The 19786-nt window shown below is 58.5% G+C and carries 19 protein-coding genes; 10 read left to right on the plus strand and 9 right to left on the minus strand.

Going from position 1 to position 19786, the window contains the following annotated elements:
* The first annotated feature begins 420 nt into the window (after positions 1-420).
* The 4 genes from ACWJJK_RS14120 to ACWJJK_RS14135 all read left to right on the plus strand — a co-directional run bounded on the left by ACWJJK_RS14120 (position 421) and on the right by ACWJJK_RS14135 (position 2887).
* On the plus strand, positions 421-849 hold the full coding sequence (locus tag ACWJJK_RS14120; RefSeq protein WP_156879401.1) for a hypothetical protein: 429 nt from the start codon (positions 421-423) through the stop codon (positions 847-849).
* Positions 846-1595, plus strand: a complete 750-nt coding sequence (locus tag ACWJJK_RS14125; protein WP_086135479.1) for an energy transducer TonB — start codon at positions 846-848, stop codon at positions 1593-1595. The genes ACWJJK_RS14120 and ACWJJK_RS14125 overlap by 4 nt, the downstream gene beginning before the upstream one ends.
* 214 nt (positions 1596-1809) lie before the next feature.
* Positions 1810-2499, plus strand: a complete 690-nt coding sequence (locus ACWJJK_RS14130) for a MotA/TolQ/ExbB proton channel family protein (RefSeq protein WP_077729138.1) — start codon at positions 1810-1812, stop codon at positions 2497-2499.
* Positions 2477-2887, plus strand: coding sequence for an ExbD/TolR family protein (locus ACWJJK_RS14135; RefSeq protein WP_077729139.1), 411 nt, complete (start codon positions 2477-2479; stop codon positions 2885-2887). Before ACWJJK_RS14130 ends, ACWJJK_RS14135 begins: the two co-directional genes overlap by 23 nt.
* 80 nt (positions 2888-2967) lie before the next feature.
* Here ACWJJK_RS14135 and ACWJJK_RS14140 read toward each other — a convergent pair whose 3' ends face one another.
* The gene (locus tag ACWJJK_RS14140) at positions 2968-4614 is read right to left on the minus strand and encodes a hypothetical protein (RefSeq protein WP_454128198.1); all 1647 of its coding nucleotides are present in this window, start codon (positions 4612-4614) and stop codon (positions 2968-2970) included.
* Between the two features lie 317 nt (positions 4615-4931).
* Here ACWJJK_RS14140 and ACWJJK_RS14145 point away from each other — a divergent pair, with 317 nt between their 5' ends.
* The 3 genes from ACWJJK_RS14145 to ACWJJK_RS14155 all read left to right on the plus strand — a co-directional run bounded on the left by ACWJJK_RS14145 (position 4932) and on the right by ACWJJK_RS14155 (position 6973).
* Positions 4932-5297, plus strand: coding sequence for a hypothetical protein (locus ACWJJK_RS14145; protein ID WP_077729141.1), 366 nt, complete (start codon positions 4932-4934; stop codon positions 5295-5297).
* 350 nt (positions 5298-5647) lie between these two features.
* Complete coding sequence (locus tag ACWJJK_RS14150) at positions 5648-6034, plus strand: YkvA family protein (RefSeq protein WP_077729142.1); 387 nt, start codon at positions 5648-5650, stop codon at positions 6032-6034.
* Positions 6035-6796: 762 nt separating this feature from the next.
* Positions 6797-6973: a hypothetical protein gene (locus tag ACWJJK_RS14155; protein ID WP_156879397.1), complete on the plus strand. Its 177-nt coding sequence runs from the start codon at positions 6797-6799 to the stop codon at positions 6971-6973.
* Positions 6974-6990: 17 nt separating this feature from the next.
* Here ACWJJK_RS14155 and metE read toward each other — a convergent pair whose 3' ends face one another.
* Complete coding sequence (metE, locus tag ACWJJK_RS14160) at positions 6991-9288, minus strand: 5-methyltetrahydropteroyltriglutamate--homocysteine S-methyltransferase (protein WP_434112253.1); 2298 nt, start codon at positions 9286-9288, stop codon at positions 6991-6993.
* A 100-nt stretch (positions 9289-9388) separates the two neighbouring features.
* Here metE and ACWJJK_RS14165 point away from each other — a divergent pair, with 100 nt between their 5' ends.
* On the plus strand, positions 9389-10315 hold the full coding sequence (locus ACWJJK_RS14165) for a LysR substrate-binding domain-containing protein (protein ID WP_156879395.1): 927 nt from the start codon (positions 9389-9391) through the stop codon (positions 10313-10315).
* Between the two features lie 250 nt (positions 10316-10565).
* A complete protein-coding gene (locus tag ACWJJK_RS14170; protein WP_156879394.1) occupies positions 10566-10775 on the plus strand; it encodes a hypothetical protein in 210 nt (69 codons plus the stop codon).
* A gap of 158 nt (positions 10776-10933) precedes the next feature.
* Here the strand turns inward: ACWJJK_RS14170 and hisC are convergent, their stop codons facing one another.
* The 7 genes from hisC to ACWJJK_RS14205 all read right to left on the minus strand — a co-directional run bounded on the left by hisC (position 10934) and on the right by ACWJJK_RS14205 (position 18780).
* Positions 10934-12010 (minus strand): histidinol-phosphate transaminase, encoded by a 1077-nt coding sequence (gene hisC, locus ACWJJK_RS14175; protein WP_454129044.1) that lies wholly within the window; start codon positions 12008-12010, stop codon positions 10934-10936.
* Positions 12003-12953, minus strand: a complete 951-nt coding sequence (locus ACWJJK_RS14180; RefSeq protein WP_156882071.1) for an IS1595 family transposase — start codon at positions 12951-12953, stop codon at positions 12003-12005. The genes hisC and ACWJJK_RS14180 overlap by 8 nt, the downstream gene beginning before the upstream one ends.
* Positions 12954-13046: 93 nt before the next feature.
* Positions 13047-13514: a GNAT family N-acetyltransferase gene (locus ACWJJK_RS14185; protein WP_077729147.1), complete on the minus strand. Its 468-nt coding sequence runs from the start codon at positions 13512-13514 to the stop codon at positions 13047-13049.
* 19 nt (positions 13515-13533) lie between these two features.
* Positions 13534-14022: a cupin domain-containing protein gene (locus ACWJJK_RS14190; RefSeq protein ID WP_347258363.1), complete on the minus strand. Its 489-nt coding sequence runs from the start codon at positions 14020-14022 to the stop codon at positions 13534-13536.
* Between the two features lie 85 nt (positions 14023-14107).
* Positions 14108-14533: an SRPBCC family protein gene (locus ACWJJK_RS14195; RefSeq protein WP_077729261.1), complete on the minus strand. Its 426-nt coding sequence runs from the start codon at positions 14531-14533 to the stop codon at positions 14108-14110.
* A 507-nt stretch (positions 14534-15040) separates the two neighbouring features.
* Entirely contained in the window at positions 15041-15868 is an 828-nt protein-coding gene (locus tag ACWJJK_RS14200; RefSeq protein ID WP_077729149.1) for a helix-turn-helix domain-containing protein, read from the minus strand.
* Between the two features lie 944 nt (positions 15869-16812).
* Positions 16813-18780 (minus strand): AsmA family protein, encoded by a 1968-nt coding sequence (locus tag ACWJJK_RS14205; RefSeq protein ID WP_077729150.1) that lies wholly within the window; start codon positions 18778-18780, stop codon positions 16813-16815.
* A gap of 464 nt (positions 18781-19244) precedes the next feature.
* On the opposite strand from ACWJJK_RS14205, the gene ACWJJK_RS14210 reads away from it, so the two are divergent.
* On the plus strand, positions 19245-19571 hold the full coding sequence (locus tag ACWJJK_RS14210) for a hypothetical protein (RefSeq protein ID WP_077729151.1): 327 nt from the start codon (positions 19245-19247) through the stop codon (positions 19569-19571).
* The last annotated feature ends 215 nt before the right edge of the window (positions 19572-19786 follow it).

Below are 19786 nucleotides of genomic sequence, written 5' to 3' on the forward strand. Positions count from 1 at the left end.
CAAAACAGCATGAAGCAAACCGACTCAGCTCCCTTTATCGAGTTCATCCTCAGGATGATCCTTTAGGTGAGGGCGGAAAACTTGCAACACAACAAGTGATAACCTGCCATGGCCTGAATTAGCGTTGGCGTTTCCGGCAGCCGCTCCGGCTTCGGACGGTGGTGCTCGGGGTGCTACACCACATTCGAAAATCCCCGATCCAACACACCCCGAGATCAGCGCCAAGCGCATTCGTCCGGATCGAGCGTGAGCTTTAGACACAGCGAGTACGGCATATCCCACAGATCCGCTCTACCCGGTTTTTCTTTTTTAGGCTTTACAACAACTTATAGACGTCAGAAAAATTTTTTCTATCGGAAGTGCGGGATTAGCCGCGCTCATACGTCATTAGGGATAAGAAGCAACAAAAAAGGAATCGTCATGAGGATCAAGCAAGGCCGCCCCGCCTCTAGCCGAAGGGTCGACCCGAACGGAACTCGAGCCTCGGAATCCGGGACAACGAGCGGACCGGAGTTTCCTTCGGCGCGCTATTTTCAGATTCATTTCGAATATCTCGAGGAGTTGCTCGCCGACGTTCGCCTGCGCCTCGATGCGTTGCGACAGCAAGTCGCCGATTTTCAACAAGATTCCAGTTACAGTCCTGCCGATAACACCGGATGCCAGCCCTCCGGGCAAGACAGCCGGATTGCACGCCAAGTGCCGGAAGAGTGCGGGACGGAGGCACACCGCAACAAATCATCCTCCGTCGGACCGACACTCTCGCTCCAAGGCGTCGACAAGTGCCAGAAGTCGCGGCGCAAGACGACGAGCGCGGTCGCTCCCATATTCGGCACGGTGTCCCGAGAATGAGCACATATTTCTTTTCCGGGGACCCGCCGTTCGATGGTCCCGGAGGTACGCCGGTCACGATGGCCGAGATTCCCGTTACCTGGAAGCGACCGCTCGCGGTGGCTGCCGCCGCCGGACTGGCCGCCGTACTGCACGGTTTGCTTTTCTTCTGGTATCTCGCCCGCCCGGAACCTGTGCCCTTCACCGAAGCCGCGCCGCTGCCGATGATCGACATGGTTCTGTCCGCGCCTCCCGCACCGGCGGTGACCCAGCCGACCGTACCGTCCCCGCCGACACCTCCGAAGGAAGCGAAGAAACCCGATCCCAAGCCGGTGAAAAAACCCAAACCGAAACCGGTGCGCAAGGATTCCGCGGTCAAACAGGTCGAGCCGCAAAAGCAGGAACAAGCGGACACCGCACCGCCAGCACCGGCGGCACCTTCCGCACCGCCCCAAGACCGTGCCGCTGCTCCGCGCAACGACACCTATACGCCGGCCAGTTCGAACGCCAACTATCTGAACAATCCGAAACCGGTTTATCCGGGCATCGCGCGCCGCCGACACTGGGAAGGCCTGGTCCTGCTGCGGGTCTACGTTACCGCCGACGGCCGCTGCGGCGAGTTATCGGTGCAACGATCGAGCGGCCACGACGTATTGGACGAAGCAGCCCTCGAGGCGGTGAAAAAATGGCGCTTCGTGCCCGCCAAGCGCGGTGATGTCGCGCAGGCAAGTTGGGTTACCGTGCCCATCGAGTTCCAATTGGAATGACCCGGATGAGAGGAACGTTTCGTTAGGTGGCTAGGCGCGTCGGGCAGAGCTTTGTCTTTGACGGTCGGCCGTCGCCCGCCTTAACCATCGTTCGGGACTGATCGGTGAGTGATGCTGTGCGGCGAAGTTGCGACAGGCACGAGGGCGCAGAAACCGTGCGGCCCACAACCGCGCGAAACAAACGAAATCACAATCTTAAACGCGAGAGGAGATCATGTTTAACCTATCGGAAACCGCCATTGTCGACGGCACTCTGTGCATGCTCGGCTGTTTTTCTCTGCTGACCTGGAGCGTGATTCTGCTGAAAGCGGGGGAACTCGGTTTGAACAAGCTGCGCAACCATAGCTTTCTGAAAATTGTCAGGAACGGCTCGGAGCTCGGTATCGATCAAGAATCGGTAAGCCACAGCGCGGCTCAGCTCGCCCGGGTGCAGCAGACCGGGCTGAAAACCCTGGCGCGGGCCAAGGTACAATTGGCTTTCCGCGCCGATAAGCATGAAGCCTGGCACGACCTGATCGAACGCGCCATGCGTTTGCAGATTCAAAAGGAGAAGGCCCGGATGGACGCCGGTCTCGGCTGGCTAGCCAGCATCGGCAGCACGGCGCCGTTCGTCGGCCTGTTCGGCACGGTATGGGGCATCATGCACGCCCTCAAGGACATCGGCGCCAAGGGTTCGGCCAGTCTGGAAGTGGTGGCCGGCCCCATCGGCGAGGCGTTGATCGCGACCGCCTTGGGCATTGCCGTGGCGATTCCGGCAGTGATCGCCTACAACTTCTTCCTGCGTCAGAACCGGCGCATCGTCATCGCACTGGACCACTTTGCCAGCGAGTTCCTGCACGCGACAATCCAAGACCATCTGATCCAACAAACGGTGACCGAACATGGCCATACAATTGCCCAATGACGACGACGGCGGCGAAATGAGCGAGATCAACGTCACGCCTCTGGTGGATGTGATGTTGGTGCTTCTGGTGGTGTTCATCGTCACGGCGCCGCTGCTGACCCAGGTGGTTCGGGTCAAATTGCCCAAGACCGAGCAAACCGAACCGGCACCGGACCAACACATCGCCATCCTCAGCGTGAACGCGGAGGGACAGCCGATGCTGGACGACCGTCCGGTGCCGCTGGAATCCTTGGAGGCCGAGTTGAAAGCCCTACAGGAGCGCGATCCCGAGATCGGCATCCAGCTCCAGGCCGATCGGGCGGCAGTGTTCGATGCCGTGGCCAAGGTCATGGCCAGCGCCCAGCGTTCCGGGATAGGCAAGCTGTCGTTCGTGACCGTCCAGCAATGAGAGGGGGTTTTCGGCCGATCGGAACCCCGGAATCCTAGGTTCGTGGCGACGCATGCCGTCAAGCAAAACTTCCGCGACGCTTATTTTGCGGACCACATGTCCTTCCGGCCCAAGTATTGGAGGCTGCTCTTGCGATTCCTCGAATTTGCGGCATCGAAACTTAGCCGTTCCACGCCCGAGATGCAGCTCGTGTCCGGCTCACCGTACGGATCATCGAGGAAGGAGAGCATCACGCGTGTCCCGCAATGATCAGCCGGTTTATCGCCTTTGGCGCCAGCCATAAGCGAATTCAAAATCACGACGTGCCCGGCGTCGGGCACTGTGACGAACCGCTGATTGGGGCCATTCAAGTCCTCTCGAATCGGTATGGCTTCGGCCAGGGGAGTATTCGAGTCGATATCGCTGTTGAGCATCAACGCGGGGGCTCGCGTGTTAGCGTGCAGATCGCTCAATGGATCGCGGTACACCGGCCAGACCTGCGCATCGGCCAATAGAGCCAGCGAGGGCGCCACGTTCAACCAGGCGTAGAATCCCTCCGCTTCGTTCATGATTTGCGCGAAAGAAGTACCTTCCCACAGCTCCGAAAGCGTGATGTGCGAACTAAGGGGTGCCGAGTACTTCACCTGTTCGTAAGGTACGAAGCCAGGTCCCGGATCGGCCGCGGGCGCTTCCGAATCCGCCGCCGAAAAGAGCGACTCCGAAGAGAGTGATCGGATCAGATGTTCCAGTGCCATAACGTCGTCCGGAACACAGCGATTCAGCCGTAACACCACGGCCGGCATCAATCCTCGCAGGTCGGTCCTCTCGATCATCGTACCGAATAAACTGCGTAAATAGGAACGGGTTAGGGGCGAATCCAGTCGCGCCTGCAACTCCGGGCACAGTTGCCCCTGATCGAGGCGCGCGAAAGTCACGCCGAGAGCGGTCCACGGATCGGCGGCGATGCCGGCCAGGCGCCGACGGCAGTCGGCGTCCTTCGCGCAGCGGTCCATCACCATTCGCGCCGCCGCATTGGTACCGCGTTCAATCGTGTCGTACGCTTCGTACCCGGTTGCGACGATCGAATCGAGAATTACCGCATCGGGCTGCTCACCGCGCAGGGCCAAGTACCGCTGCACCAAATACGTGCCGTAGGAGACGCCGTACACTACCACTTCCCGACCGGGCGGACGTAGCCGGTCGATGATGTGAGCGAGATCACGTGCGGTGTTGGTGACGGTAAAATCCTCGATACCCTCCGGCCAAGCTCGGCGCAACTCGGCCAGGCAGTCCAGCGCATCCTCGGGCGCAACGATCGCCTCGTCAGCCGCGGCGGCACAGTAGAGCGGCGCCGAATTGCCGATGCCGCGCTGCTCGAAGATGTAGTAGTCCCATTCCGGGCGCAGTTCCGCAAAGGATTGAGACTGTTGCGCGAACCCGATGGCCGATGCGCCCGGCCCGCCGGTGACAAACCATAACTGTCCGCGCTTTTCGGTTTCCGGCGCGCTGCCCCGCACTCGCGCAACGAATATCGGAGCCGTTCTACCGGGATTCGAGTATCTGAGCGGTACCGGAATGAAGGCGCATTCCGCAGCTACATCCTTAAATTCCGGGTAATCGGGACACTCGCCCCACTGGATCGACGGCTCGGACGTCGAACCGACAACACCACCGCTGACCGCCAGGACGCACAGGACTAAGGCCAAGTGCAGCGGATTCCTGAATGAGATTTCGAACCGAAGCGGCATGATTCCTGTCCTTGCCTGAGCTGTCCGTAGTAGTACTCGGATTACAACACCGACGCCTAGGTCCTTCGAGCAGCCCGTCACCGCCCGAGTCTTGCCTGACATCCACATCAATATGTATTAGACGAGCATCCTCGGCAAAGATCGCGATCCGATGGCACGTTCCCGATCGTCGTCCGGTGCCGGGGATTCGGTCTCGCGCACTAGGCCGTCCGAAATGTCATTCGCAGCGGAACCACTTCGCCATTCCGCTCTACCGCGGACCACAGATGAAATATATTTAGCGGCAGAGAGTCTGAACGATCATGGAGGTGCGCAGAATGAATATCGACGTATCGAATATCCGGAACGACAGGTCTCTCTCCTGTCTCCTTTATTTGTATCTGTGGCCGCTCTGGATCTTTGAAAACGTAAATGTGGGCTCCTTCCTGGAGCGCGCTGCGGCATACCGCCGCAACCGATCCAAGCGGGTCTACCTGCCAGGCTACACGGCGAAGTGGATTGTCATCTTCGCGATACTCATGGCCATGCTATCGGCGCTCGAATGCATGGGAAACGTCTTTGCCGCATGGAAATTCTCCTTCACCCTTCTGGCATGCGGAACGGGTATATTGGCAATTTTGGCTTTCGTTGTGGTTGTGATGACCGTCGCCATTTATTTGTTATTGACTCATTGGGAGTACTGAGATTCTACTTGCAAGAGTAATCGAATCGGCACGGGCGCCGGGGCCGTCATCCGCCTCCGGCGCTCGCCAGATGTAGCGAGCGGATATTCGTCACCATGCTCTTCAGGCACTGAGTTACGGCACAGCCAGCCGGCAGCATCCGACAAGATAGCCACACTTGCCACTTCGCTCCCGGCTCATCCCGCACCTTTCGAACGCTCACAGGCGTTCCCGTCATCCCGTGATCGAACAAACCGGAAAATACGCCAAAGATTGCTGCGGAGCACACACGGAGAGCGTAAATTAGACCTGCCGCTGATCGTGTGAAACCGCGATCAAAGGTCCTCGAATTTCCTTGAGAGGAAAAACCAATGTTGAGACAAAAGATTAAAGAACGGCTGAACGCCGACGCCAAAAAGCTCACCGAGAGCGATATCAAGCGAGTGATCGAAAAGGCCGACGACATAAAGCGGACGTTCGAATCCAAAGGTCCGCTCGGCCGTTTCCTGCGGGACGTCAAACTGATGATCGCACTGGTGCGGGACTATCGGAACGGCACCTATCGCCAAATCCCCTGGTATGCGCTCTCGGCGATTGTCGCCGCCCTCCTCTACGTCTTGAGTCCGGTCGATCTCATCCCGGACGTCATCCCGATTCTGGGCTACACGGACGATGCGCTGATGTTGAGCGTTTGCCTGCTTCTGGTCGAGCAACAACTTGCTGAATACGAGTCCTGGACCGCCGAAATGTCCACCTAAGCTAGCGATTTTCGCAAGATACGGCGAGTATCCGAATCGCATCATCTGCAAACCGCCGCTTCGATCACGGCCTAGGAAAACTCGGTTAGCCCGCATTTCTCATACCCCTTCGTAGCGAGGGCGTCGAGACGCCGCTGTGGCGCGCCGCACGGACTGAGTGACGGTGTCGTTGTAGGTCGGCAATCCTTTGCCGACGAGCGTGTGTCGGGAAAGGATTGCCGACCTACGATACGACGTCGAGCCGGCGTGAAGGGCTTCTCCGAGCGGGTGGCCAAGGAACGCCACCCCGAACTTGGCGCGGAGCCGGACGGCGCGTCACGGCGAGCGGATCGGCGTCCGCAGTAGGAAGGGCGGCTCCGGCGCTCCCGGCCAGCCCCTTCCCCGGATAACCGTTTGCGATTGGAAGGGTCGCGGCTAAAGCGACCGTTTGCGATTGGAGGGTATGAGAAATGCGGGCTAGGTAACCCCACGTATTGTCTTAACCTATTCCGAGCGATCTAATACCTGCCACTCGGCTCGGACATCCGCCATAACCCGCGGGACGCGCGGATTGATGCGCCGAGTGCGAAACGGGATGTTTCGTCCCAGAGAGCCAAGGGAATAGCGGTCTTCTGGACGTCTCCACGGATGGCGAGTATCAGCACTGAGTGATGACGGGGGTCAACGGGTGGGAGGCCACTCGGGCTCGCCGAAGTCGGCGGGAACACGGAGGTTCAGCCCGTCATCACTCAGTGGCTTTCCCGCGAACGTGCACGCGCAGCCATGATCCAAATTTCTTCCTCGTCGCGATTTCCCCGCTGGGCACGGACGGCAACCCGCATCTTCGTCGCCGGACAGTTGCTCAAGGCGGTTTCCCGGCTGACTGTAGGCAGCCCGGTGGCACGGGCCATAGCGCTCGTCAAAGTGATCCGGATGGTTCGGAACCGACGGCGCGTTTGATCGGTAATCGGATCGCCTCACGAATGAAGTCGATCTTCAACCGCTGGCGCCCATCTTCGACGCAACGTTCTTGCCGCCTCGACCATATGAGCCAGGGTTTGCTCCGCCTCCGGCCATCCGCGCGTCTTGAGTCCGCAGTCGGGATTGACCCAGAGCCGTTCCGGAGAAATGGCCTCGCACGCTTTTTCCAGAAGGCGCAGCATCTCCTCTTTGTCCGGTATGCGGGGAGAGTGAATGTCGTAGATACCGGGGCCGATGTCGTTGGGATAACGGAAATCGCGGAAAGCGGTCAGCAAATCCATGTCGGAGCGGGAGGTTTCGATGGTGATCACGTCCGCGTCCAGATCGGCGATGGCCGGCAAAATGTCGCTGAATTCCGAGTAGCACATATGGGTGTGGATCTGGGTATCGTCCGCCACGCCGGATGAAGCCAGGCGAAACGCTTTTACCGCCCAATCCAGATAGCCGTTCCGGTCCCGCCGCTTAAGCGGCAAACCTTCCCGAATAGCAGGTTCGTCGATCTGGATGGCCGCGACGCCCGCTTGCTCCAGGTCGTCGACTTCGTCGCGAATGGCCAGGGCGATTTGCAGAGCAGTGGTAGCTCGGGACTGATCATCTCGTACGAAGGACCATTGCAGGATAGTCACCGGACCGGTCAGCATGCCTTTAACCGGCTTTCGGGTCTGCTTCTGGGCATAGGCGATCCATTCCACGGTCATGGGCTTCGGCCTTGACACGTCGCCCACGATGATCGGCGGCTTGACGCAACGGGAGCCGTAACTCTGCACCCAACCCTGCCGGGTGAAGACGAAACCCTCCAGTTGCTCGCCGAAATACTCCACCATATCGTTGCGCTCGACTTCTCCATGCACCAGGAGATCCAACCCGAGCGCTTCCTGTTTGTGCACGGCTTCGCGTATGGCTTTGCGCATGGTTTCCCGGTACAGGGCGTCGTTCAGCTCCCCGTTGCGGTAATCGGCGCGGGCCTTGCGGATGTCCGGCGTCTGCGGGAAGGAACCGATCGTGGTGGTCGGAAAGACAGGCAGCCGCAGCCTTTTCTGCTGCAATGGGATCCGTTCGGGAAAGGGCGAGTAACGCCGAAAATCCGCTTCGGTCAACTGGTCGAGACGGGCCCCGACCGCCGGATTGTGAATCCGCGGTGACGTCGCCCGGTTCTGCAACACCCGATCCTGGGCTTCCAGTTCGGTCCGGATGGCATCCACGCCCAGCCGCAAGCCTTTGTCCATGATCGCCAGCTCATCGAGCTTCTGCACGGCAAAGGCCAGCCAGTCTTTGATCTCTGGATCCAGTTCGGACTCCGGCTCCACGTCTACCGGTACGTGGAGCAGTGAACAGCTCGGCGCCAGCCACAGCCGCTTGCCCAGCTCGGCACGGGCGGTTTCGGCCAGCGCCAGCGTGCGTCTGAGGTCGGTACGCCAGATGTTGCGGCCGTCGATGAGCCCCAGCGACAGAATTTTGTCCGAAGGATACCCGTCGACGAAAACCGGCACCTGATCCGGCGCTCTGACGGCATCGATATGCAATCCAGCCACCGGCAGCGCCTTCAGCAAACTCGCCTGATCCGCCGCCGAATCGAAATAGGTCGCGAGGAGAATTTTCGGCCCCGCCGCTGCCAGAGCGCGGTAAGCCTCCCGATAGCCGGCGAGCCAATCCAGCGGCAGGTCGAGCACGAGGGCCGGCTCGTCCATCTGCACCCAGGCGACGCCTTGATCTTTAAGTCTCCGGAGGATTTCCGCATAGACCCGCACCAGATGGGGCAGTAATTCCAGCCGGTCGAACCCTTCTTCCTTCGCCTTGCCCAGAAACAAATAGGTCAAGGGACCGATCAGCACAGGCTTGGGATTGAGTTTCAGAGCCTTGGCCTCCTCCACCTCTTCGAACAACCACTCCGCGCCCAGGCGGAACCTCGTGTCGCGATGGAATTCCGGGACGATATAGTGGTAGTTGGTGTCGAACCACTTGGTCATTTCCATGGCCGGCTGATCCTTGCTGCCTCGGGCCAGTTCGAAATAGCGGTCGAGATCCGGAGGCTCGTCGCCGAAACCGAAGCGTTCCGGAACGGCTCCCAGCAATACCGCCATGTTCAGCATTTGATCGTAATAGGCGAAATCGCCCACCGGCACCAGGTCGATCCCGGCTCGGGCTTGGAGTTTCCAATGCCGTTCGCGCAACTGTCGGCCGGTTTGCTTCAAATCCGAGAGACCGATCTTGCCGGTCCAGTAAGCTTCCAGAGCCTGCTTCAACTCGCGCTTAGTCCCGATGCGGGGAAATCCCAAAGAATGCGTCACCGCCATGAGTCTGCTCCTCTTGTAGGTCGATTCGGAGCTGGCATGATCGGCTCGCGATGATTATTATTCAAACTCAACTTTTTCATAAACTTCATCGATTTTGTTCATGATTCAGTCGATTTTGGAGCTGCGCCATTTGCAAACCCTGCTGGCCCTGGTGGAAACCGGCACCCTGTCCCGAGCCGCGACCCGGATATATCTCTCCCAATCGGCGATCTCGCATCAGATCAAGCAGCTGGAGGAGCACTACGGCGTCAGCCTGTTCGAGCGCAAGAGCCAGCCGCTGCGGCTCTTGCCGGCGGGCCAGCGCCTGCATACGCTGGCGGAAACAGTCATGAAACTGGTCGGAGATGCGGAGCGGGACGTCGCGCGCATCGCCCAGGGCGAAGCCGGGCAGCTCCGCATTGCCGTGGAGTGTCACACCTGCTTCGATTGGCTCATGCCGGCCATGGACCAATTCCGGGAGCACTGGCCGGAAATCGAGCTGGATCTGGTCTCGGGCTTCCACACCGACCCGTTGGCCCTACTGCTGGAAAATCGCGCGGAACTGGTGGTGGTTTCCGAGCCGCAGCACCGCTCGGGGCTTGCTTTTCATCCACTGTTCAGTTTCGAAATCGTCGGCTTGGTGTCGCGGCAGCATCCGTTCGCGCCCAAACGCTTCCTGAAACCCGAAGATTTCGCCGCGGAAACGCTGATCAGCTATCCGGTGCCGGACGACATGCTGGACATCGTGCGCAAGGTCCTGAAGCCGGTCGGTATAGAACCGAAACGGCGCACCGCCGAACTGACGGTGGCTATCCTACAACTGGTGGCCAGCCGTCGCGGCATTGCGGCCTTGCCCAACTGGACGGTTCAGAGCTATCTGGAGCGGGATTACGTCTTGGGAAAACCGATCGGCAAAAAAGGTCTGTGGAGCGCCTTGTACGCGGCGACCACCGCGCCGATGGCGACATCGGCCTTTATGCTGGACTTCCTAGATACCGTACGTTCCAGCAGCTTCCGGAACCTGCGGGGACTTCAACCGCTGTCGTAGCCGGTTGGGTCTGCCCGAAGACGGCTCGTAGGTAATTTTACGTGCTTACAAGGCGCGCAAAGGAGGCTTGAATAGAGTCCTCTGTAAATTTGTCGCACCTTATCTTTGATTTCCTCAGTCACGACCCGAACCTGTTTCGGTATCGATTTACACCGACCACTCGTCGAGATCAGTTCCGCTCGATGTCGTCGACATTCCGATGCGGTTTGAGCGTATAATGGATAAATCTTCCACGGCTATGAATCCTCGATTGTCACAATCAAGCACCAAAATTCCCCTCGGTACGGCAGTACTGTATAAACCCAAACGACCGCGCTTTTTCAAGGACTCCTACCTCCCCGGTCAACCCGCCATCGTCAAACGCTATTCGCGCTTCAACAGCGACGACTGTTTTATCGAATTTCCTTCCGGCGGCATTTTGCGGGTACCCGAGAGCGACATCGAACCCGTGGTAGCGTAGCTACAATCTGGTGAATTCGGTAATCACCCCAAAATCGACCATGGGTCCAACGTAGCGATGTGGTTTGATGCCGCGGTTGCAGGCGTTCGGGTCCGTTGTGTGCCGTTGCTTCCGCCAGAGATCCCCGCGTTTTATGCCGGTGGCCGGTATGAAACGACTCAGCGCGGCGATTCCAAGATAGACGCTAGCGCCTCCGCCAACGCTCGGCACTGAGCGTCGGTGCCGACGGTGATGCGCAGGAATTGCTCTATCCGCGGCTGCCTGAAGTGCCGCACGATAATATGCCGCTGCCGAAGCAGCGCAGCCAGCTCCGCTGCGTCCCTATGGGGATGCCGGGCGAATACGAAGTTCGCGCCGGACGGCAATACCTCGAATCCCAATCCGGATAGCTCCCGAACGAGCTGATTCCGGCTCCGGATGATGGCTAGCCGCGTGCTCTCGAAATAGTCCCGGTCCTCGAACGCCGCCACCGCGCCGGCGATGGCCAAGCGATCCAGCGGATAGGAATTGAAGCTGCCCTTCACGCGCTCCAAAGCCTCGATCAAACCGGCGTCTCCGATGGCGAAACCTACCCGCAGGCCGGCCAGGGACCGCGACTTGGACAACGTTTGTATCACCAGCAGATTGGGGAAGCGTTCGACCGCCGCCACGGCGGATTCGCCGCCGAAATCGATGTAGGCCTCGTCTATCACCACGACCGATTCCGTGTTGTTTTCGAGCAGCGCTTTGATATGGGCGAGCGGCAGCAGGCAGCCGGTAGGCGCGTTCGGGTTCGGGAAGATGATCCCGCCGTTCGGGCGCCGGTAATCGTCGATCCGGATGTCGAAGCGCTCGGTCAGCGGAATGCAGGTGTGCTCGATGCCGTAAAGACCGCAGTAGACCGGATAAAAACTGTAGGTGATATCGGGAAACAGAATGGGCAAGTCGTGCTTCAGCAGCGCTTGAAAGGCATGGGCCAGCACCTCGTCCGATCCGTTGCCGACGAAGATTTGATGTTTCTCGACGCCATAAAATCGGCCAATGGCCTCTTTCAGGCGATCGGCATCGGGATCGGGATAAAGCCGGAGCGTTTCGCCCATCTCGCCACGCAAGGTTTCTAACACCTTGGGCGAAGGAGGATACGGATTTTCGTTGGTGTTGAGCTTGATGAGATCGTTCAACCTGGGCTGCTCGCCGGGCGTATAACGCGTCAAATCCCGAATGGCGGGACTCCAAAATTTATCCTGATTAGCGATGAACTTCAGCCAAGCGAATTTGCCACTCGGGTCGAGGCTTAGCGAACGCCGCGGCGCGCGCCAGCCGTTGAAGCAGGGTTTTGAGATTGAAACGCCGATTGAAGCGGTATTGGAACTCGGCCAGGTACCGCTGGGCGTATTTCTCGAATTTGAACGCGTGATAGGTGCCGGAAATGGCTGTCTTCAGGTTGCTCAACATCGTATTTACCCAATGAAACTCCGGATGTTGCGCCGACTGCCGCCCAGAGCCCAGGATCAGGCGATGATGGCAAGCGACGACCTGGTGCAGCCTCCGAAACCCGCTCAGGCCATCGGTGAGTGCGTAGGTCGACGGGGCCAAGGCGCGTTTGGCCCAGTCCGCGATAGCCTGCTGCGTGAACGGCAGGGGATCGACGCGCAGGAACAACGGACGCCCGTCGTCCGTGGTTTGTACCGCCATCACAAAGGCCAACTTGTTTTCGGAGCCACGCCCCGGTTTCCCCGGCCGCTCACCGCCCAGGTAGGCATCGTCGATCTCGACCCGCCCGGCCAGCTGCCGATCCGTTTCCCGTTCCGCCATCACCTGGATCAACTTGTGCTTCACCAGCCATGCCGTGCGATAACACACCCCGAGATGGCGCATCAGTTCCAGTGCCGAGACATTGTTCTTGGCCTGGGTCAGGAGATACATGGCCAGAAACCAGGTGGTCAGCGGCAGCTTGGTCGCTTGGAAGATCGTCCCGGCGATCAGCGTCGTTTGGCTCCGGCAGTGTCCGCATTGCCAGTATTTCCGCCCGGTCCGTTCGAACACCGTGTGGCGCGCGCCGCCGCAGACCGGACAGCGGAAACCGTCCGGCCAGCGCAGGGCCTCCAGTGCCGCTTCGCACTGCGCTTCACTGCCGTATTGCGTCAGAAACTCGGCCAACGACAAACCCTTTTGAAATTGCACCCGGTTCATAGGCATGGGACACCCCGCTTGTGATAGATGCCCATAGTCTAAGGACCCTAGCGGCTCACTATGTGAGCCTGTACTGAACTTCGTCGCTAATCAGGAAATTTATTCACGAATTACCGACTCCAGTTTCATGGGTATACAAATCACGCCCGAAACGTCGACCGCTTCGGATTGCCTGACGAATCCGAATTTTTCGTATACGGCGACGGCATAACGAGACGAATTCACGGTAAACACACCTGGATTTCCGGCACTGAGACTCGCGGCCTTGGCGACTTCCCAGAGCCTTCTGGCCACGCCCTTGCTCTGGAAACGTTCGGATACGAACAAATGATAGAGATGGCGATTGTCCCTGATTGCGATCACACCGGCCAATTCGCCATTTTCCTCGGCAAGGTGATAGCGGTAACCCGACTCCAGGTAGCTCCTGATCGCGACCTCGCTCATCGACTCGAGCAAGCGGCCGGCTCCTTCCTCGGAAAATTCGTGCGCGATGTACTTGCCGGCGAGATCGCGAAGGAGCGCGCTGATGCGTCGCGCATCATCCGGAGTGGCAGCTCGAATGTCCATTCATGGCTCGCCTGGAACCTCACTCGTAAGGCGTACCGTCTTTGCGGAAGAACCGATAAGAGCCGCGAACCGCACGCGCCTCCAAATCTTCGTCGGGATAGTTGGCAAGGTCCCCCGGAAGCCGGTCGCCGATTTCCAGATAGACCGCGACGGATTGTCCGCGGTTGATCAGCTGATGCCCGTCCGGCTGGCCGCCCGGAAATCCGGCACATAGTCCGGGGCCTAGGATTTGCTCCCCTTGCTCGGTTACCAGGGTCAATTCCCCCTCCAGAACGTAGATGAACTCGTCCTGCCGGGTATGCCAATGCCGCAGCGCCGACACGGCACCCGGCTCCAGTGTGACCAGGTTGACGCCGAAGGTCTGCAGGCCCAGCGCATCGCCGAGAGCCCTTTTGCTTCGTCCGGCGGTCAATGAACGGAGTCGTTCCGTCGGATAGGTCGAGGCGGTTCTGGCGGGAACACGGGAAGGGTCGAGCGCGGGTAATGTCAAAGATGTTTCTGTCTTCATCGGGCAAATTTCCAATTAGGCTGGTTCGAAGAGTGGCTCACCGGTCGTCGTGCTTGGGGAAATCTCCGCTGCATTCGATGATGCTCTATGCGGACTGGAGGTCTTTCTCCATGCCGTCAATACCTGCGCTGATAGCACCGCGCACTAGCTCGGCCACCGATGCGGCATCTTCGGGCTGCGATTCGAAATCGATAGTCCACACTACAACGCCCAAGCCATCATAAGACTTAAAGACTTCGACCGTCCCTTTGTAATAGGTTACGGGAAATGGAGATATCGGCCGAAGATATATCAATCGCATGTTTATGTCGTCGATTTCTTCAATAGTGTCTTTTATCTCGCCGCCGCCTGCTACGGTCATATATCGCAATGCGCCCTTTCCATCACCCTCTACTCTGCACGTTTCGATGAACGGAAACCAAACGTCGAGTCTTCCTATTTTTCGGATCGCTCCCCAAACCATATCGGCGGGGACATTTAGCTTTTTCGTAATCGGTTGTTTAGTAAACATCGACATCTCCTTAACCAGTTTTCGCGATCGAATGAACACCTTTGTGACAATGCCGCACCGTTCTATCGATCTACAACGACTTCAATCTACAACGAACCTTTTGGCGGCCCGTGCGGCGTACTGTAGCAACACGATCTATCGTTCGTATTGGAAAAAACCGACAAGCGGAAGCGGCACAGTCCTAAACAGCGTGGCCGAGCGTGAAACGGAGAGAAATATAGAGGCGCGAGAAATGGCCAAGAGGGTTCTTCGAGCGATAAAACAATCACCCTTAGAGCGTTTTCATCGCGCTCGTACGGCAAAACCGGCTTGGCGGACGTCGTTGGCGCCTTCGGCTCGGGTGAATGGATTCAAGTATTCGTAGGTCGGCAATCCTTTGCCGACGAAGACGCTCGCCGGGACGTGGCGTCGGGAAGGGGGGCTTCGGCGCTCCCGAAGACGCCGTTTGCGATTGGGAAGGATTCCCGACCTACTCGTGAGTGCCCGTACAGCAGATATGAAAATGCTCTAGCGTCCGGCTCCATGTAGATTCAATAATCCGGAAAACTGTATGGTTTTGGAAGCTTCCAATCGAGGATGGATGGATTCCGGCGACATCCCGTAAAGCTCATGGAAATCGCGAATCATGTGGCTCTGATCGTAGTAACCTGCTGCATATGCCGCATCCGCCCAATTTGAAAGCATTCGGCGCTGGAAAAGCGCGTTCCGCAAACGGACGATACGAGCATATTTCTTGGGCGTAGCGCCGACATGAAACTGGAACCGCCGTTCGAGCGTGCGTTCGGTCAAGCCTAAAGTTCGGGCGAGCTTCGAAATGGGATGATTTCCGTTTGACTTATCCAACTCCTTGCACGCTGTTTGAATCAGCAAATCCTCATTGTCCCGATTCAAAATCGAAAGCAAGAAATGCTCGACACATTGGACGCGCTCGCTAGCGCTCCTCTTAAGAGACAAGTTATCCTCGATTTCTTCTATCGAATATTTGGGGAAAATATCTCTACAGTCCACCCGCCTTTCGGCGCAATCTCTCACTATGCCGCGACAAAAAACATTTAACCCCCATGGGGTAAGGCGCGCCGAAACCCCGGATACTTTTCCAAAAGACCCAAGATCACTGCGAAAACTTTGAAAACCGGCGAGTCCGCTACGGGTTGTATAAATTCGGTCCTTGTGCGCCGTGGTCAATAAATCGGCATACAAAAAACATAAATAGGTTGCGGTATCCGGCAAGATCGTCAGCGCCGAGTTGTCAGCACCCATTAAATCGTCATAGTCCCAAATCGCCGTAACATAAGGTGCCAGCAAGCGAGATGGCCGAAAGATTCTTAAACTCATAATGACACACCTGTTTATCGAGCACGGCAGGCCGTGATCTCTCGGTTGTCCCTGCCCATGAGTCGCGACTTTGAGAGGCGGGTAATTGAGCTATCTTGGGCCCAGCGCATTTTCATCCCGATAGTACGGACACCGCGACGGGAGAGATGAACGCAATCCCCCCTGGCCCAATGCTGTTAAGTTAACTCGTCATTCCGGCAGGGATTGCTCACCCCATCCCTGGGGTTCGTCCTACGGACCGTGCTCCGCACGTCCAAATTTGCTCCTGGCAAATTTGTGCCGGACAAATCGGCAGGATGGCCGATTTGCACGCGAAGCGTCCGTAGGGTGCCGCACAGGGACTGTGCGGCATGAATCCAGGGCACAGGGAAATGACACGCCTCTGCCATCCATGGCTTCTGGACCCCGGCATTCCAATCGCAAACGGTGTCTTCGGGAAGGGCGTGGCCGGCGCTCCCGGCCAGGCCGTTTGCGATTGGAAGGGTCGCGACTAAAGCGACCGTTTGCGATTGGAAGGGTCATCCCAGCGCTCCTGGGATGACCGTTTGCGATTGGAGCACCGAAGCCACCCTTCCCTGCCGGGGTGACGTCATTCGCCTTAACTTAACGGCATTGCCCCCCCTGGCCCCTTTTGCAAAGGGGGGAATGACGCTTGCCTCCCCCCATTGTGAAAGAGGGATCGAGGGGGATTCAAAACGCCGGCCGAGCACCGGATCCCTGTCGGTTTTCTCATCGGACCGACACGACCTAACGTCCAGTAGATGGCGCGTTGCCGCGTAAGCCGTCGTCGGTAAGCGAAAACGCCATATCCGCCGCGAATCTACGCCGCCAAAGTATCCCCGTCAATTGCAAGCAGGTTGAGACTCAGCGCACAACTCGAGACGTCCGGCCCGATAAATTCCGGAATGTGGCGCCCCGTCTCTTTTCAAAGACATGGACCCGGTTTAGTGCCGTTCTTGTCGTTCCCGCTCTTTTTCCGGAATTTTCTCTTTGGATGTGGCGGCATCGACCAGTGCGTGGCACGCGCTGTCCTCGGCCAAGCCGAGTTCGATCCAGGGAATCAATGCTGCCGCCGGAGTCAGGAGCGCTCCCAGCGCTACGGAAGCTGCGCCGCGGGCGATCAGGGGCGCAGGCTCGGGATAGGGGCGCGGCTTTTTCAGGTTTCCTTCGATCTTGATCGGATTTCGCGCGCTGAACGGGCTGAAGTCCTTGGGATGGGCGGTCAGGCGGAGATCCAGGGCCTCGGTGGCCAGATTCACCTGGCCTTCCATCAGCACATTGGTATCGGTGGTATCCATCAGGAACAACTGAGTCTTCACCACGCCGTCGCTGACGATGAAGTCGGCGATGGTGCAGCGGACCGGAATGCTCGGATCCGTGCCGATGAGTTTCTGGAGACTCTCCGCGAAGTCGATACCGAACAGTTCCATCATCAGGTTGCTGATGCGGCCCTGTTCCATCAGGATGGTTATGCCGCCGTCCGCGTGAGCGGCCATCTCCGCCACCGAGTTGCCGGCGGTGGTCAGATTCACGCGGCCGAAAAAGGTGCCGGCGGTTTCTTCTTCGAACGGGGTTCCGGCCACCAGCCGCTTGAACGGCACCTTGTCGATTTTTCCTTTGACTTCGGTCTGTAATTTGTCGCCGCGTGCGTTCAGAGTCACATTGGATTCGATCGCCCCGAAGCCCACGGTAAGCTTTACCGGTTGGATCGTCAGCATGCCTTGATCCATTTTGACATGCACGGACACATCGTCCACCGGCATCCAGGGGGTCACGATATTGCTGCTTTGGAAGCGCACGTCCCCGTCGGCGGCGCGCAAGCCCTCCACGGGATACGGCTTGTCGGGAAGCAGTCTCGGGCGCTCCGGTTCCTCCGGGGACGGCGTCGGATCGGCACCGAAGACGCCCACGAAATCCTTGAAGTCGAGTTTGCGGGAAACCACGTCGCCTTGCAGGTAGGGCCGCTCGTCCCGCATCGTGAACATCAGGTCGCCGGTGAGATCGCTGTTGCCGAGACTGCCCTCGAACCCCTTCAACAGCCAGCGTTCGCCCTCACGGTTAATCTTTCCGCTGAACCGATACGGCGGCGTTTCGGGTATCCACATGGGCGCTATGGAGGCGAGCGCCGCGAGATCCGGCCCTTTCGCCTCGAACTGCAAATCGGGGCCCTGAAGCTCCAAGGGTTCGGCTATCGTGCCCGATACCTTGGCCTCGGTCTTGCCGTACTCGACTTCGACGTTAACCGGGAAAGGCTGATCTTCTTGCCAAAGATCCAGCACCGAACCGCCTCTGACCTTCAGCGTGAATTGTTCCTGCTGCAATCGGCCCTGGCCGCTCAGTTCGACCGCCTGCTCGTCCGACTCGCCGACCACCGTCGAAACGTTCATGTCCAAGCGGGTATCCGTGGTCGGATCGCGGAACAACAAGCGGCCGTCGTCGATGGCGAGGCTATCGATTTTCGGAACCCATCTTTCGCTAACGGGGGCTCCGGCCGGTTCCCGCTTCTCTTTTTTGTCGCCGAACTCCCAATTGGCCATTCCCTCGGGATTCCGTTCGAGCAATATGTGGGGTTTCGAGACGCGGACTTCCGGAAGCACGATGCGCCCTTTGAAGAGTTCCGGAATTCGGACGGCGAACGCCAGCCGGTCGAGGGTGAACATCTCCGGTTCGCTTCCCCAGGGCGCATTGGCCAGTTCCACGTCGTTGATCGTGAAGCGCGGCGTCCACGACCAGTCGGCGCTCAGATCGCCATTGATCGCGAATTCGCGGCCCAGGGACTTGCTGACCGCCGTGGATAGCGGCTCGCGAAGCCTGTTCAGGTCGAAGAAGGCTATGACGAGAACGATGGTAAGAATCAGAATCCCGATCAGGGCACCGATTCCGATAGCGATCCATTTCAAGACGCGCAGCATAAGCTTTCCCAAGGAAATCGGTTATCGGGCTGATCGGCAACCCGCCTGGTGAAGGCCGGTACCGCTCCAAGTTCCTCCCGGATTCCGCTCTCAATGTCCATAGTACCCTCGGCGCCGCGAGCGATTTACACGGTCCGTATCTTTCAAGCCTCGCTGCCGGCGAATCCGCTCGGTCGTACGATGCCTTGCCGGATAGACCTGTCGCCGTCCAAATTCTCTTAAATCGTTATGACCGCCGATCCGGCAAAAAGGTCGTTGGAAAGACGCTTTCCATCCTTAGACAGTACGGATGATTGTTCCCCCACGATTTCGCTATCGACCCGATCCGCCCGCTCACGGAACTTTTGATTTAGTATCGCGTCAATACGATCGTCATCGCCTCGGTACCCCGCATTGGGTGGTGTAAGCCAGGCGTAAGTATCAACGAGATGAATCCGCGTCCTTGGAGATTTCTGGAGACAATCATGTTCAAGCTTTTCCCGCCGAATTCTAAAACCACGGGATCCGCCATCTTGGCCTTGAGCGCTCTAATTTTCTCGGCAACGACACTGGCTGACGAGCCGCCTGTCGAGGCCACATCCGATGCAGTCGAGTATTGCGAATCGCTCGGCATGGTGAGCGGGCACTCGGGCTACGGAAAACATGGCGGCGTGCACTGGGAGCGAGTCGCAAAAGGCCGGGCGCTACGGAAAGCGGACAATCTCGGAGCCACTCATATCGTATGGGAAAGCGCCACCCCTCGCGGTGCATTCAATGGTCATGTGACCGGCAACATCTACGAGTGTGAATGAGTAACCGGCTCCGCGAGAGGTGAAACGCCGCTCGCGGAGCCGATCGCGCAGGTCTTTCGCATCCCGCCGCGCGTTGGGGCAGAGGACTCGATACCGGTATCGAAGAAAATATCCGAACCGTACTCGATCACCGTTATCCGGGAGAGGTCGAAACGCTCTTCATTTTCGACGACGCACACGAACCGGCGCTTCCCTTATTAATCAGGCCCGTAAAT

The sequence above is a fragment of the Methylocaldum gracile genome (assembly GCF_053646815.1).